The 13,384-nt window shown below is 42.2% G+C and carries 14 protein-coding genes, 17 tRNA genes and 2 pseudogenes; 6 read left to right on the forward strand and 27 right to left on the reverse strand.

The features are described 5' to 3' along the window. Positions 1-34 precede the first annotated feature (34 nt). Positions 35-571, forward strand: a complete 537-nt coding sequence (locus tag QM409_RS04545) for a TetR/AcrR family transcriptional regulator (protein ID WP_414305147.1) — start codon at positions 35-37, stop codon at positions 569-571. Positions 572-724: 153 nt separating this feature from the next. Here the strand turns inward: QM409_RS04545 and pnuC are convergent. Continuing rightward, positions 725-1,246 (reverse strand): annotated as a pseudogene (pnuC, locus tag QM409_RS04550) (nicotinamide riboside transporter PnuC); the annotation flags it as partial. A 39-nt stretch (positions 1,247-1,285) separates the two neighbouring features. Here pnuC and QM409_RS04555 point away from each other — a divergent pair. From QM409_RS04555 to QM409_RS04570, 4 genes are read left to right on the forward strand one after another with little or no spacing between them, the layout of a single operon-like run. Next, the gene (locus tag QM409_RS04555) at positions 1,286-1,981 is read left to right on the forward strand and encodes an IS6 family transposase (protein WP_414305146.1); all 696 of its coding nucleotides are present in this window, start codon (positions 1,286-1,288) and stop codon (positions 1,979-1,981) included. Next, positions 1,974-2,231 (forward strand): plasmid replication protein, encoded by a 258-nt coding sequence (locus QM409_RS04560; protein ID WP_001287840.1) that lies wholly within the window; start codon positions 1,974-1,976, stop codon positions 2,229-2,231. The genes QM409_RS04555 and QM409_RS04560 overlap by 8 nt, the downstream gene beginning before the upstream one ends. Before the next feature lie 12 nt (positions 2,232-2,243). Beyond that, complete coding sequence (locus QM409_RS04565) at positions 2,244-2,471, forward strand: hypothetical protein (protein WP_050239574.1); 228 nt, start codon at positions 2,244-2,246, stop codon at positions 2,469-2,471. Further along, positions 2,459-2,620 (forward strand): hypothetical protein, encoded by a 162-nt coding sequence (locus tag QM409_RS04570; RefSeq protein ID WP_172672634.1) that lies wholly within the window; start codon positions 2,459-2,461, stop codon positions 2,618-2,620. The genes QM409_RS04565 and QM409_RS04570 overlap by 13 nt, the downstream gene beginning before the upstream one ends. A gap of 224 nt (positions 2,621-2,844) precedes the next feature. Here the strand turns inward: QM409_RS04570 and QM409_RS04575 are convergent, their stop codons facing one another. From QM409_RS04575 to QM409_RS04615, 9 genes and pseudogenes are all read right to left on the reverse strand, one after another. Further along, positions 2,845-3,645: an energy-coupling factor ABC transporter ATP-binding protein gene (locus tag QM409_RS04575; RefSeq protein WP_124787257.1), complete on the reverse strand. Its 801-nt coding sequence runs from the start codon at positions 3,643-3,645 to the stop codon at positions 2,845-2,847. Further along, positions 3,632-4,468, reverse strand: a complete 837-nt coding sequence (locus tag QM409_RS04580) for an ABC transporter ATP-binding protein (protein ID WP_295500014.1) — start codon at positions 4,466-4,468, stop codon at positions 3,632-3,634. Before QM409_RS04580 ends, QM409_RS04575 begins: the two co-directional genes overlap by 14 nt. Then, a complete protein-coding gene (locus tag QM409_RS04585) occupies positions 4,444-5,235 on the reverse strand; it encodes an energy-coupling factor transporter transmembrane component T (protein WP_000130448.1) in 792 nt (263 codons plus the stop codon). Before QM409_RS04585 ends, QM409_RS04580 begins: the two co-directional genes overlap by 25 nt. After that, a complete protein-coding gene (locus QM409_RS04590) occupies positions 5,235-5,837 on the reverse strand; it encodes a hypothetical protein (protein ID WP_000846130.1) in 603 nt (200 codons plus the stop codon). Before QM409_RS04590 ends, QM409_RS04585 begins: the two co-directional genes overlap by 1 nt. 337 nt (positions 5,838-6,174) lie before the next feature. Next, positions 6,175-7,695 carry an ABC transporter permease/substrate-binding protein gene (locus QM409_RS04595; RefSeq protein WP_414305145.1) on the reverse strand — a complete coding sequence of 507 codons (1,521 nt, stop codon included), beginning with the start codon at positions 7,693-7,695 and terminating at the stop codon, positions 6,175-6,177. Next, positions 7,688-8,416 carry an ABC transporter ATP-binding protein gene (locus tag QM409_RS04600; protein WP_261029027.1) on the reverse strand — a complete coding sequence of 243 codons (729 nt, stop codon included), beginning with the start codon at positions 8,414-8,416 and terminating at the stop codon, positions 7,688-7,690. Before QM409_RS04600 ends, QM409_RS04595 begins: the two co-directional genes overlap by 8 nt. A 14-nt stretch (positions 8,417-8,430) precedes the next feature. Further along, positions 8,431-8,622 (reverse strand): annotated as a pseudogene (locus QM409_RS04605) (polyketide cyclase); the annotation flags it as partial. A 34-nt stretch (positions 8,623-8,656) separates the two neighbouring features. After that, positions 8,657-9,100, reverse strand: a complete 444-nt coding sequence (locus QM409_RS04610) for a MarR family transcriptional regulator (RefSeq protein WP_261029028.1) — start codon at positions 9,098-9,100, stop codon at positions 8,657-8,659. Positions 9,101-9,246: 146 nt separating this feature from the next. After that, complete coding sequence (locus QM409_RS04615; RefSeq protein WP_261029029.1) at positions 9,247-10,440, reverse strand: O-antigen ligase family protein; 1,194 nt, start codon at positions 10,438-10,440, stop codon at positions 9,247-9,249. 269 nt (positions 10,441-10,709) lie between these two features. On the opposite strand from QM409_RS04615, the gene birA reads away from it, so the two are divergent. Then, positions 10,710-11,645 carry a bifunctional biotin--[acetyl-CoA-carboxylase] ligase/biotin operon repressor BirA gene (gene birA / locus QM409_RS04620; RefSeq protein WP_084888843.1) on the forward strand — a complete coding sequence of 312 codons (936 nt, stop codon included), beginning with the start codon at positions 10,710-10,712 and terminating at the stop codon, positions 11,643-11,645. Between the two features lie 184 nt (positions 11,646-11,829). On the opposite strand, the gene QM409_RS04625 is transcribed toward birA, so the two are convergent. The 17 genes from QM409_RS04625 to QM409_RS04705 form a co-directional block, all read right to left on the reverse strand. Continuing rightward, positions 11,830-11,917, reverse strand: a tRNA-Ser gene (locus QM409_RS04625). Positions 11,918-11,923: 6 nt separating this feature from the next. Then, positions 11,924-11,997, reverse strand: a tRNA-Ile gene (locus tag QM409_RS04630). A gap of 33 nt (positions 11,998-12,030) precedes the next feature. Continuing rightward, positions 12,031-12,101 (reverse strand) — tRNA-Gly (locus tag QM409_RS04635). A gap of 19 nt (positions 12,102-12,120) precedes the next feature. Next, positions 12,121-12,193: transfer RNA gene (locus QM409_RS04640), tRNA-Phe, on the reverse strand. A gap of 3 nt (positions 12,194-12,196) precedes the next feature. Continuing rightward, a tRNA-Met gene (locus tag QM409_RS04645) sits at positions 12,197-12,270 on the reverse strand. Between the two features lie 10 nt (positions 12,271-12,280). Next, positions 12,281-12,370, reverse strand: a tRNA-Ser gene (locus QM409_RS04650). Positions 12,371-12,382: 12 nt separating this feature from the next. After that, positions 12,383-12,456 (reverse strand) — tRNA-Ile (locus QM409_RS04655). 13 nt (positions 12,457-12,469) lie between these two features. Continuing rightward, positions 12,470-12,543, reverse strand: a tRNA-Met gene (locus QM409_RS04660). 5 nt (positions 12,544-12,548) lie between these two features. After that, positions 12,549-12,622, reverse strand: a tRNA-Pro gene (locus QM409_RS04665). Positions 12,623-12,637: 15 nt separating this feature from the next. Beyond that, positions 12,638-12,711: transfer RNA gene (locus QM409_RS04670), tRNA-Arg, on the reverse strand. An 11-nt stretch (positions 12,712-12,722) separates the two neighbouring features. Further along, a tRNA-Leu gene (locus QM409_RS04675) sits at positions 12,723-12,808 on the reverse strand. Positions 12,809-12,815: 7 nt separating this feature from the next. Further along, positions 12,816-12,887 (reverse strand) — tRNA-Gly (locus tag QM409_RS04680). Between the two features lie 22 nt (positions 12,888-12,909). Next, positions 12,910-12,982: transfer RNA gene (locus QM409_RS04685), tRNA-Thr, on the reverse strand. Positions 12,983-13,000: 18 nt separating this feature from the next. After that, positions 13,001-13,082 (reverse strand) — tRNA-Leu (locus QM409_RS04690). A 5-nt stretch (positions 13,083-13,087) separates the two neighbouring features. Further along, positions 13,088-13,160: transfer RNA gene (locus tag QM409_RS04695), tRNA-Lys, on the reverse strand. A gap of 23 nt (positions 13,161-13,183) precedes the next feature. Next, positions 13,184-13,256, reverse strand: a tRNA-Asp gene (locus QM409_RS04700). Positions 13,257-13,258: 2 nt separating this feature from the next. Beyond that, a tRNA-Val gene (locus tag QM409_RS04705) sits at positions 13,259-13,331 on the reverse strand. Positions 13,332-13,384 lie beyond the last annotated feature (53 nt).

Genomic DNA, 13,384 nt, shown 5'->3' on the forward strand with positions numbered 1-13,384 from the left:
ATTCAGTTCTGAACAATTTGCCTCAAATGTCCATATGACTAAGATTGACCGCCGTATCAGTAAAACAAAAAAAGCTATCTATCAAGCTTTTCTACAACTTTTGAATGCTAAGGGCTACGAGGCTACTACTGTTCAGGATATCATTGATCTCGCAGATGTGGGACGTTCTACCTTTTACTGTCACTATGAGAGCAAGGAGCTACTTCTGGATGAGCTCTGTCGCTACCTCTTCCATCATCTCTTTGAAAGAGAGCAAGCCATTTCAACCAAAGATTACCTCGCCCACCTCTTTCTGCATTTTCAGAAAAATCAAGACCATATCACCAGTTTACTATTCTCCAAAAATGACTACTTCCTCCGTCAACTCCAGAGAGAGCTGGAGCACCACGTCAATCCCATGCTGGCTGATGATTTGAAAAAAGCTCACCCAAGTCTGCCTGATTCTTATCTCCAACACTTAGTTGTAACCAACTTTATCGAGACATTGACCTGGTGGCTCAAAAAAGGGCAAGACTTCACAGAACAGGAAGTTGTCCAGTTTTATCTAGACCTTCTCATTCCTAAAAATTGAATACAGAGTAGAGCTCAGTTGCCTTATGCCTAGACTACTGAGTTTTTCATTTTTTTAACAACAAAAGAGGACCCACAGATCCTCTTTTTCATAATATAAAATCCTTTATTATCAACTCTATCTGTTTTATCCCAAAACCTAAAACATCTTTTCCTAGTTAGGTAAATCAGTATTCTGCTTAGCAGCCTTGCTCCATTGATACCAACCAACTAGACTGTTGATGAGATAAATCAGGTATTTCCCTTGAATTTGCAGGCTTTCTCCCCACCAAAGATAGATTGAAAAGACATTGGTAGCTGCCCAGAATATCCACTGTTCACGGTAAACAGCTGTCATGAGGATTTGCCCTACCCCATTTGTAGCATCTGTGATTGAATCACGATAGGGACGATTGGCACCAATAGACTGATAAATGAAGCCAAAGGCCAACCACCAAAGAACACTGATGGAAAGATACTTGGTCCAACCCTTGCCATCCAGCTTACGCGCGACAAACTCCTGCTTTTCTTTCTTGAACTGAGCTTGATAAATCCAAACCAAGAGACCAATTGGCTGCATAATTGTAAAATAGAGAGTTGTTAAAACCTCACCATAGAAGCCTTTTTGAAGGGCAAGCACCAGATAAATGATGGAATTAATCAAACCAAATAGGTAGTTACTAGCACGACCTTCAGCTTCTCAAAGAGCAGAAAAAAGGTTAGTAAGGCTTGAGAGATGAATCATTTTAAAGGTAAACAATTCCAACAAGACGTCATCATTGTCGCTGTTGGTTATTACATACGTTACAATCTGAGCTATCGTGAAGTTCAGGAATTGCTTTATGACCGTGGAATAAATGTTTGTCACACTACGATTTATCGGTGGGTTCAAGAATACAGTAAAATCCTCTATCATCTCTGGAAAAAGAAAAATAAACAGTCCTTCTATTCGTGGAAAATGGATGAAACCTATATCAAAATTAAGGGGCGTTGGCATTATCTCTATCGAGCGATTGATGCGGACGGTTTAACATTGGATATCTGGTTACGAAAGAAACGTCGAGCAGACGATAGCAGCTATAAGTTAGAAGATACCGCCTATCAAGAAGATAAAGCACGCAAAGCAGAAACCGAAGATAAGCTAGCTATTGAAGCAATGAAAAGCAAGTACACCACGCTATTGCTAGAAAATATGTTGCTAAGTCCGTTTGAAATGCAAGATACAAAAATCATGGCAGGATTGCAAGTCCATGTTTACCCCCTCTATGACGAACTGAAAGAATTAAGAGGGCTAAATAGTGTTAAAGACCATTTGTCTTATGTTGCCAGCAGACGTGAAGAATATTCTAAGCATAATATCGCACGCTACCTCAAAAAAGCCATTGAACAATATCTACCAACGGTTAAAAGGCAGGACTTAAACCATGAGTGAAGACTTAAAAACGATCAAAGAGCTGGCGGATGAGTTGAGTGTTACAAAACAAAATATTCAATATCACTACCAAAGGTTACCAAAAGAATTACAGCTTAAAAGTTCCAATGGGTCTAATCTAATAAATTCTAAAGCAGAAAAAATAATTTTAGGTAAAGTAGAAAGTAGTAGCAAATCAAATACCAAAGACCAACAAATAAGTAGCAAAGACCAACAAATAGAAAAACTAACTAATTTGTTAGACCAGTAACAACGATTAGCCTTGCAAGATAAAAAGTTGCTAGAAGAATACAAGTCGGAAAATGATAACTTAAAAGCCCTCAAAATGCCCTCACAGGAAACAGAATTCAAACACTTAGACAATCAATATAAAGATGATGTGAACGCTCTTAAAGAGAAGTTGGAAAATTTGCAGGAACAAATCAAAGATCAAAAAAGGATAGAAGAACAAGAAAAACCAATAAAATGGTGGGGACTATGGCGAAAATAGATGATTCAGTTAAAAAGAAAGTTCCAGAATTGCGATTTAAAGGATTCACGGATGAATGGGAACAGCGTAAGTTGGGAGACGAAGTTCGAATAGTGATGGGACAGTCTCCTAATTCAGAAAATAATACTGATGATCCTAATGGGCGCTAAAAATGCGAAGACCTATGAAGACCTATTTTGTATTAGTCAAACAAAAAATCCAAAAGAAATGGTATATGATTATGACCATGAAACAAAGTAAAATCAAACCGAGTGATCTGAGGAAGCACCCGATGATCATGAAACGTTATTAAACACAAAAGTCACCCATGTGAGTTCTTGCCAGAAGCTGAAGTTAATCCTTCAACCTGGAAAACCCGCAGAGGTGACTTTTTCTATACATCTCGATTTTTCTGGCAATAATCATTAACCGATAAATATGTCTGTGAATCACCCAGCGACTCCGCTATGTCCATAATCCGCGGTGGTAGTAATCCCACTCGCTGGACAAGTTCGTGATTGCTGAACAATTCCCGTGGACTGCCGGCGAAGCCAAACTTCCCGTGTTCCATAACATACACCGACTCAAACTCGGCGGCGACCCAATCCATGTCATGGGTGATGGTCACAACTTGGTGGCCCGAATCAGCCAACTGATGGAAAATTGCGGTCAACTTGCGCCGGCTTTCCCAATCAAGCGACATCATCGGCTCATCAAATAAATAAATCGCCGGATCCACTGCCAAAACTGTGGCAACGCTCAACAGCTTGCGTTCCGACAATGACAGGTCATATGGACTTTCAGCTGTTTTATCATCCAAGCCAACTCTTTTTAGAGCCGCTAAAGCCCGCCTCGTAATCGTGTCGTGGTCATCCATGACCTGCGCGACATTCCACTCCACCTCTCGTTGAACGGTCGGGTTGAAAAGCTGATCGTCAGGATTCTGAAAAGTAATCCCAACCTTCAGTAACTTTTCTACTGGTTTAAGATCATTAAAATTTTCTCCATCGATCTTAATCACACCGGTTTGTGGTGTCAGCAAACCCGTCAACAATTTGAAGAGCGTTGATTTGCCGGCACCATTTTGGCCGACAATCGCCACCATCGGATCGGCGAAGTGTTTGTCTTCAACATCCAAGCTAAAGGACCGTTCCGGATAAGTGAACGTCAGGTGGCTCAGTTCAATTGTGGGCATAACGAACCTCCTTCAGATCAGCGTAATTCACCGGATACCGGCCATCAGCCAAGTGCCAATCCATTTTTTGAGCAAGTTGCTGGATTGTCGGGGCTGGAATCTGCCAGTCAGCTGCCAAATGATTAAACACCTCACCCGGCCTGCCCTGGGCTACCATTTGACCCTCGTGCAGCACCCACACAACGTCGGCGACTTCGCACAAATCGTCAATTTCACTGGTGACAATGAAGACAGTCGTCTCTTTGACTTGGGCCAGCCATTGGAAAAATTGCCGGCGGCCAAGGGGATCCATCTCACTGGTCGGATCATCCATAATCAAAACAGCCGGATTAGCCACAATCGCCGTGGCAATTGCCAACCGCTGGATCTGACCACCGGAAAGGCTCTCGGGACGCAAATTCAGCTGTTCAATCAGCCCCATTTGCGTGGCAACTTCTTCAACCCGTTTTTGAATCAGTCCTTCAGCCATTCCCTGATTAATCAAGTCAAAGGCGATTTCATCGGCAACCGTGTCTGCCAACCCGCTTAGTTGGCCAGCTGGATTTTGCAGTACAACTCCATTCATGGCATTATAAACGGGCCAATTGTCAGACACTCGCTGGCCAAACATGTGCCAATCGCCCTCAATCTCAGCAGACACAATTTTGGGAATGACCCCTGCCAGCACACGGCACAAAGTCGATTTGCCGGAGTGGCTATTCCCGATAATCCCAACCACCTGGCCGGTATGAACCTCCGCGTTAATCTGACGCAGTTGTGGTTGCTCAGTACCCGGATAACGGGTGGTCAAATTTTCAATTACAATCCGTTTATCTTCGTCCATATCTTCCACCCAATCAATAAAATTGCCAATCCAGTCAGACCAATGTGCAGCGTCCGCGACAGGCGATACACGCGCTGGGAGGTTCTGACAGTCCGGTTGAGATTATCAAAACCTCTCAGTTGGAGAGAAATCGACCGCGTCATCGATTGATCCAAGGTCTTAATCACCAATGGAATTAGAACCGGCAGGACTGACTTTAATTTCTGAATCAACGTTTTTTGCGGATTGGTTCCGCGAACTTTTTGTGCCTGCTGGATTTTCCGCATATTGCGCATCATTTCCGGCAAAATATAACACACCGACATCAGAACGTAGACGGTTTTATAAGACAATCCGGACAGTTCCAAATAGGCCGCGTTTTCTGAAATACTCGTGGTCACCATAAAAAAGCCACTGGTCAAAATAATCACCAATACTCGACAACCCAGAGTGGTGGCGTAAATCAGGCCTTCTTTGTAGAACGACACCCCAAGCACAGAAAACAGCACAGTTTGATTCCGACTGTAAAATAACCCTTGAATGATCAGCATGGTGCAAATCAGAAACAGGCTGAATCCCAGCGCCTTAAAGGTGGTAGAACTCAATTTGGAAAATAACAATAGCAGTGTTGCGACAAGAATTAATCCGGCCTGAAGCAATAAATTCATACTGGCAAAGCTCAACAACGTCATGTCCAAGATGAACAAGAGCTTAGTAATCGGATCGATCACCTGGTACCACTTGAGCTTGACCCGTGGCGCTCCAGAAATCAATGTTTTATCAGTCATCATTTATCATCGCTAAAGAAGTGCACCATCCGCTTCGGCAGCTGACGATAGATGAAGAATGCCAGGTAGGCCACGCAGACTTTATCCAAAATATCCAAGACAAACTCATCGGTAAATGAGGCCAGCCACACTGGTGCATGATTGGCGACCATTACCGCAAACAATGAGTCACCCCAAGCGATACCGGTCTGACCACCCCAAAAGATGACGTTGAGTGGCGTTGAAATGACAGCTGAAACGATGGCAATAATAATAGCAGAAACAAATACTCGTCGCGCTGACGAGAACCACCCATTGGCGTGCAAAACTCCGACAGCAATCCCAATTCCGATGCTGGTAATCGCATACACGGTTGAAATTGGCGATAAGGTCAGCCCATAGATCACGTTGTTGATGAAACCACTAATGGCACCGGCAACCGGCCCAGCCAACATGCTGGTAAGAAAGGTTCCCAAAGACCCCAGCCAAACGGGCAACTTTAACCCCTCCGCCAAGGCTTTGGCAACATAGTTAATCCCCACGGCAGCGGGAATCAAAGTCATGGTGGCAGCACTTAACTTAAATTTCCACATACTGGTACGATGAATCGGTTCTGTTTTCATAATCTTCTCCTTTTGTTTTTAAAGAGCCGTGTCTGGATAGACTTTCGGACGCAACGCTCTATTATATATCTACCGAACTGTCTATACACAAGATTTCCATCCTTAGTCGACATGAGCTGGAAATCTTTATTTGTTAAGTAGTTCACAACACATTATACACCTATTTTGTGAATAGTCAAGTGTATTTACAGTAAAATTTTAGAAAATCCTAAAAATTTCCTCTTATTTTCCATTTTGAAAGACATTCAGTAACTCTAATATCAAAAAAGCCCAGACAACATTGTCTGAGCAGTTTTCTATATGGTCGTTTAACAAAGTTGAGTTTGACATTTTCAAACTATTTCTTCAACAAACCTTGTTCTTGTAGAAACTCCTTGGCTACTTGTTCTGCTGACTTGCCTTCAACACCGACTTGGTAGTTGAGCTGGCTCATCTGGCTTTCAGTAATTTTACCAGCCAATTTATTGAGAACTGTTTCCAACTCTGGATGTTTCTTGAGAAGAGCTTCTTTCATCAGTGGAGCCCCTTGATAAGGTGGAAAGAGTTGCTTGTCATCTTCCAAGACCTGCAAATCATAACGCGCCAATTCCGCATCGGTCGAATAGGCATCCGTAATTTGAATATCGCCTGACTGAATTGCCTGATAGCGAAGAGCTGGCTCCATGGTCGCTACATTGAGATTGAGACCATACATTGACTGCAAGCCCTTATTTCCATCTTCACGGTCATTAAACTCAAGTGTAAAGCCTGCCTTCAATTGCCCTTCCACTTTTTTCAAATCCGAAATGGTCTTCAAGCCATATTCTTGAGCAATCTTTTTCGGAACAGCTACAGCATAGGTATTTTGATAAGACATAGGTTTGAGATAGGCTAGATGATCCTGTTTGGCAATGCCATCACGCGCCACCTGATAAACCTGATCTGGCTCATGACTCACTTTCGGTGATGGTTGAAGTAGACTTTCAGTCACCGTACCAGTAAATTCAGGATAGATGTCAATATCGCCTTTTTTCAGAGCTTCATAGAGGAAGCTTGTTTTCCCAAAATTTGGTTTAACAGTTGCAGTCATACTGGTATTTTCCTCAATGAGGAGTTTATACATATTGGCCAAAATTTCTGGTTCTGGACCCAATTTCCCAGCAATCACCAAATTTTCTTTCTCTTTTTGAGCCAAGAGGGCTGGACTATAAGACAGACCGAGCAATATTGTCACCAAGGCAAAACCAGAGAAAATCGTCCGCAATTTTGCTTTTTCCATCACTTTTAATAGTAAGTTAAAGGCAATAGCCAGCACTGCAGAAGAAAGTGCCCCAATCAAAATCAGACTGGCATTATTACGGTCAATTCCTAAAAGGATAAAGGAACCCAGTCCCCCAGCCCCAATCAAGGCCGCCAAGGTGGCCGTACCGATAATCAAGACAGCCGCCGTCCGAATTCCAGACATTATGACAGGCATGGCAAGTGGAATTTCAAACTTCTTGAGTCGCTCCCATCTAGTCATCCCAAAGGCAATCCCAGCCTCTTGCAGACTCGGATCAATTCCCTTCAGTCCAGTGATGGTATTTTGTAAAATCGGAAAGATCGCATAGATCACTAGAGCTGTCAAAGCTGGCAAGGTTCCAATTCCCATCAAGGGGATAAAGAGCCCCAACAAGGCCAGAGACGGGATGGTCTGGAAAATCCCTGCAATCTGCAAAAACCAATCCGCCAACTTCTCATGATAGCGAAGATAAACAGCCAAGGGAATCGCTATAAAGATAGCCAGCAACAAGGTCAAAAGTGACAACTGCAAATGTTGAGATAGAGCTGTCAACCAATCACTAAAACGATCCTGAAAAGTTGCAATTAAATTAGTCATGAACACTACCTCCAAACAAGTCTGCTACAAAGTCTGTTGCAGGCGCTTTTAAAATTGTCTCGGGATTCGCTACCTGACGAATCTCTCCATCCTGCAAGACAGCAATACGGTCACCTAATTTCAAAGCTTCATCCGTATCATGGGTCACAAAAATCGTTGTCATTCCAAACTCTTTATGCAATTCTTTAGTCAGAACCTGCAACTGTTTTCTCGAAATAGCATCCAAGGCTGAAAAGGGTTCATCCATGAGGAGAATCTTAGGCTGACCAATCATAGCCCGTACAATTCCAACCCGTTGCTGTTCTCCACCAGACAATTCACTCGGAAGTCGATGTCCATACTCAGCTACTGGCAAGCCAACCTTGTCCAAAAGCTCTTCTGTTTTCTGAGCAATTTTTTCCTTAGTCCATCCCTTCATCTCAGGAATCAGGGCAATATTTTCCGCGACCGTTAGATTAGGAAATAGGGCAATAGCCTGTAAAACATAACCAGTAGAAAGACGAAGATCACGCTCATCATAGTCTTTGATACGCTTGCCATCCATATAAATATTTCCATCAGTCGGTTCCAAGAGGCGGTTGACCATCTTAATCATGGTCGTCTTACCTGATCCAGATGGACCAACTAAAACCATAAACTCGCCATTCTCAATTCGTAAATTGACATCTCTCAAGATATCTTTTTCTGTGTAGCGTAAAGCTACATTTTTGTATTCAATCATTCTGTATCCTCAATTTAAAACTTCCCTCGATTGGTCAAGTCTTCTACCTTAGGCATGACTTCCTTATTGTCCCAATGCTCCACAATTTTCCCGTTTTCTAGACGGAAGATATCGTACTGGGCATAGGCAACTCCATCAATCAGAGTCTGACCATAGCTAACCACATAGTTTCCTTGTCCTAAGAGTTGGAAAACAAAGTCAAAAGTGGCCTTTACTTATAAACAGCTAATTTACTCCATTTTAAACCTCATTTTCCTCCTCTTTCAGATTAGCCAAAATTCTTTCTTGAAAGGCTTCAAACTGCCGAATTTCTTTCTCTGAAAATCCTTTGTAAAAAATCGTATCCAATTTCTGATTGACACGTTGCCCCACTTCTTTTTGCGACTGCCCCAACTCTGTTAAAACCAAATACTTCTTACGCTTATCTTCTCCACATGGACTAATAGTTACAAGATTTTGTTCCTCTAGCTTTTTTATCATCGTCGTCAGAGTATTATTAGCAAGTCCAGTCGCAAGCGCAATGTCTGTCGCAGTTGCACAGCCAGTTTCACTATTCCATAAAACCGCTAAAATCTTGCCCTGTTCACTCCGATAAAGAGCTTCAGGGTCTTGGCTCAGTAACTTTTGAAAAATCCGCCCATTCAACAAACGAATATGATGGGCTACCAAATGACTATCTTTCATGGCACCTCCAATTTATTTCTATATCGAAATGAATAAAGTAATTGTAACACTCGTCATTTCATCTGTCAACTATTTCGATTTAGAAATAATTTTTCCCAGTAAAAAAATCTCCTACCCATGGTAGAAGAATTTTAATCTTATAAAACTTAATCCGTCATGTCCGATACCAACGTTCGATGCTCCAATGGAATACTGCACATAACTAGCAAGAAAATGAAACCTGACTGAATCCAAAAGAGGGCCAAGTCAAAGATTCCGTGCACAGCAACCACTGTAAGGAAAGATAGATAAAGGCCGATAATCGGACGTTTCCCAGACTCCTGACTCATATCCATCATCAAGCGAACAGGAGCCACAGAAGACAAAACTAGTAAAATAGTCCCCACAATTCCGTAACTCAGAATCGTATCAATATAAAGACTGTGAGCATGTTCATGATAAGGAGCATTTATTCTAGGATAAGAGTGCATATAGGTCAATGGCCCTTCACCCCAGAAAGGATTTTGCTTAAATAAGGTCATCCCAGCATCCCAGATAGAAATTCGTTCTTCCATAGAAGAGTCTAAAGTCCCCATCCGAACTCCCAAATCACTGGAAAAGAGGAAACTCAAGCCAATCGCAAAGACCCCTATACTAAGCCAAAAGGCCTTCCAGTTTTTAATGGTTGTAAAGAGATAAATAATGGCTCCAGCGATAATAGCAGGAAATGCGGTTCGATTTTGCGTAAAATTCAAACCAAAGAGATTAACAAAGCCTGCAATCACACAGAATACTTTCAACCAATTCAACTTGGTCGTTGTAAACAGATAGAAAGCAATCATGATACAGAAACAACAAATAATTCCATAATAATTAGGGTTAAAGAAGGTCACTTCTGCACGATTCTGATGCCACACCTGCATATTGGGTGAAAGAAAAGCATAGTTGAATTTCTTCACAATTTGGAAATGTTCTAAACTCGCAAAAGCAGCTGACAATACGCTACCAAACAAGACGAGCTGCAAAATCAATCGAAAGAATTTATGTGATAAAATCGACTGATAATGCAAAAAGAAAACAGTAAATAGAAAAATTCCTACTGAAGCCACAACTCCCATCCAATTTTGTGCAAAAACGGATATAACAGTACTATAGCCAAGAAAAAGAAGCAGCATCGGATGCTCCCCCATTTTCTGAAGAATACTTTTCATGTCTCCTGTGAAAATTAAACTGATAATATATAAACAGAATACAACTACAAAAAGATAAAAGGGTAAAAAGATACTCAGGATAATTCCCAATAAAATCAGCTCTTTACTAGACAACCCTTTCAGCTTTTCAATAAAGCCTATTGATTTCAAAATGAATCCTTTCTCTCCAAATCAGTTGATTCAGATAATAGTAAGCTATCCTATATTGTACCACTTTTTTAGCAATTTGAAAACAAAGGAAACGCTTCCTAGTTAAAAAAGGAGCAAAAATACTGAGATTTCACACCTCAAGCTTAATGACTACATTTACTCTAAGAAAATCATACCGTAAATACTAGGCATATGTTAAAATAGTAGTAATTAAGCAACTAGCCAAACTAGATTCAAATCAGATACTATTCCTAAAGAAAGGAAACACTATGAAATCTTACCAAGCTGTCTACCAAATTCTAGCTAAAGATGCCAACTATATCAGCGGAGAAAAAATCGCAGAAGAACTATCCCTCAGCCGAACATCAATTTGGAAAGCCATCAGGCGGCTAGAACAAGAAGGCATTGAAATTGATAGTATCAAAAACAAAGGCTATAAACTGGTGAGTGGAGACCTTATTCTTCCAGAGATTCTAGAAGAAAACCTTCCAATTAAAGTCAGTTTTAAACCCGAAACAAGATCAACACAACTCGATGCAAAAGAAGCAATTGATTTAGGAAATGAAGCAAACACCCTCTATCTAGCTTCCTATCAAACAGCAGGACGAGGCCGTTTTCAACGCTCCTTCTACTCCCCACAAGGTGGCATTTATATGACCCTCCATCTCAAACCAAATCTCCCTTACGACAAATTACCATCCTACACACTACTTGTAGCAGGAGCTATCTACAAAGCCATTAAGAACCTAACTTTAATAGATATCGACATAAAATGGGTCAATGATATCTACCTCAAAAATCAAAAAATTGGAGGAATCCTCACTGAAGCAATGACCTCTGTGGAAACTAGCTTAGTCACAGATATCATTATTGGAGTAGGAATCAACTTCACTATTAATGATTTCCCACAAGAATTAAAAGAAAAAGCTGCTAGTTTATTTAAAACACCAGCACCTATTACCAGAAATGAATTAATCATAGAAATCTGGCGCACTTTCTTCGAAACACCAGCAGAAGAACTATTATACCTATACAAAAAACAGTCATTCGTTCTAGGAAAAGAAGTTACTTTCACACTAAATCAAAAAGACTACAAGGGACTTGCTAAAGATATCTCTGAAAGTGGAAAGCTTCTAGTTCAATGTGATAACGGAAAAGAAATCTGGCTCAATAGCGGAGAAATATCACTCAAGAGTTGGAAGTAATAATAAACTAGCACAACCATAAAATCGACAATATATAAAGATTTTAGCTTTTCTGCAGCCCACTACAGTTGACAAAGAGCGCAAAAAACTTCAGATAAGTAATCCAATTAAGTTTTACAAATCTGAAGTTTTTATTCTACAATTCTTAAAAATACAAAAAAAGAGTTATAAACTCTCAATAAAACGGAGAATAAGGGATTCGAACCCTTGCGCCAGTTACCCGACCTAACGATTTAGCAAACCGTCCTCTTCAGCCTCTTGAGTAATTCTCCTATTAATGGGCACGAGTGGACTCGAACCACCGACCTCACGCTTATCAGGCGTGCGCTCTAACCACCTGAGCTACGCGCCCAAGTTAAAAACTTGGTAATTGAACAAAGTTCAAAGCGGGTGACGAGAATCGAACTCGCGACAACAGCTTGGAAGGCTGTAGTTTTACCACTAAACTACACCCGCATACATACTATTAATAAAATGGCGCGAGACGGAATCGAACCGCCGACACATGGAGCTTCAATCCATTGCTCTACCAACTGAGCTACCGAGCCTTATTGCGGGAGCAGGATTTGAACCTACGACCTTCGGGTTATGAGCCCGACGAGCTACCGAGCTGCTCCATCCCGCGTTAATACAAAAGGAGGATGTGGGATTCGAACCCACGCACGCTTTTACACGCCTGACGGTTTTCAAGACCGTTCCCTTCAGCCGGACTTGGGTAATCCTCCATACTATTCAAATGGACCTTGTAGGACTTGAACCTACGACCACTCGGTTATGAGCCGAGAGCTCTAACCAGCTGAGCTAAAGGTCCAACAAGATCATTATAGCGGCGAAGGGGATCGAACCCCCGACCTCCCGGGTATGAACCGGACGCTCTAGCCAGCTGAGCTACACCGCCATGTATCGGGAAGACAGGATTCGAACCTGCGACACCTTGGTCCCAAACCAAGTACTCTACCAAGCTGAGCTACTTCCCGAGTTAAATAGAAAAATGCACCCTAGAGGAGTCGAACCTCTAACCGCCTGATTCGTAGTCAGGTACTCTATCCAGTTGAGCTAAGGGTGCTCATTATATTATGCCGAGGACCGGAATCGAACCGGTACGATCGTTACCAATCGCAGGATTTTAAGTCCTGTGCGTCTGCCAGTTCCGCCACCCCGGCCTCTCTAAGCGAACGACGGGATTCGAACCCGCGACCCCCACCTTGGCAAGGTGGTGTTCTACCACTGAACTACGTTCGCACTGTTTTCTTCTATCTAAAAATGCCGGCTACATGACTTGAACACGCGACCCTCTGATTACAAATCAGATGCTCTACCAACTGAGCTAAGCCGGCTCATTTATTATATCTTAATGCGGGTTAAGGGACTTGAACCCCCACGCCGTTAAGCGCCAGATCCTAAATCTGGTGCGTCTGCCAATTCCGCCAAACCCGCATATATGACCCGTACTGGGCTCGAACCAGTGACCCATTGATTAAAAGTCAATTGCTCTACCAACTGAGCTAACGAGTCTAAAATAACTTGCGTTATTCTAACGGTCCCGACGGGAATCGAACCCGCGATCTTCGCCGTGACAGGGCGACGTGATAACCGCTACACTACGGGACCTATGGGAGTTAACGGGATCGAACCGCTGACCCTCTGCTTGTAAGGCAGATGCTCTCCCAGCTGAGCTAAACTCCCTAAAGCTAAGCGACTTCCATATCTCACAGGGGGCAACCCCCAACTACTTCCGG

This window comes from Streptococcus mitis (assembly GCF_047465045.1).
GTDB classification, from domain to species: Bacteria; Bacillota; Bacilli; order Lactobacillales; family Streptococcaceae; genus Streptococcus; species Streptococcus mitis_DT.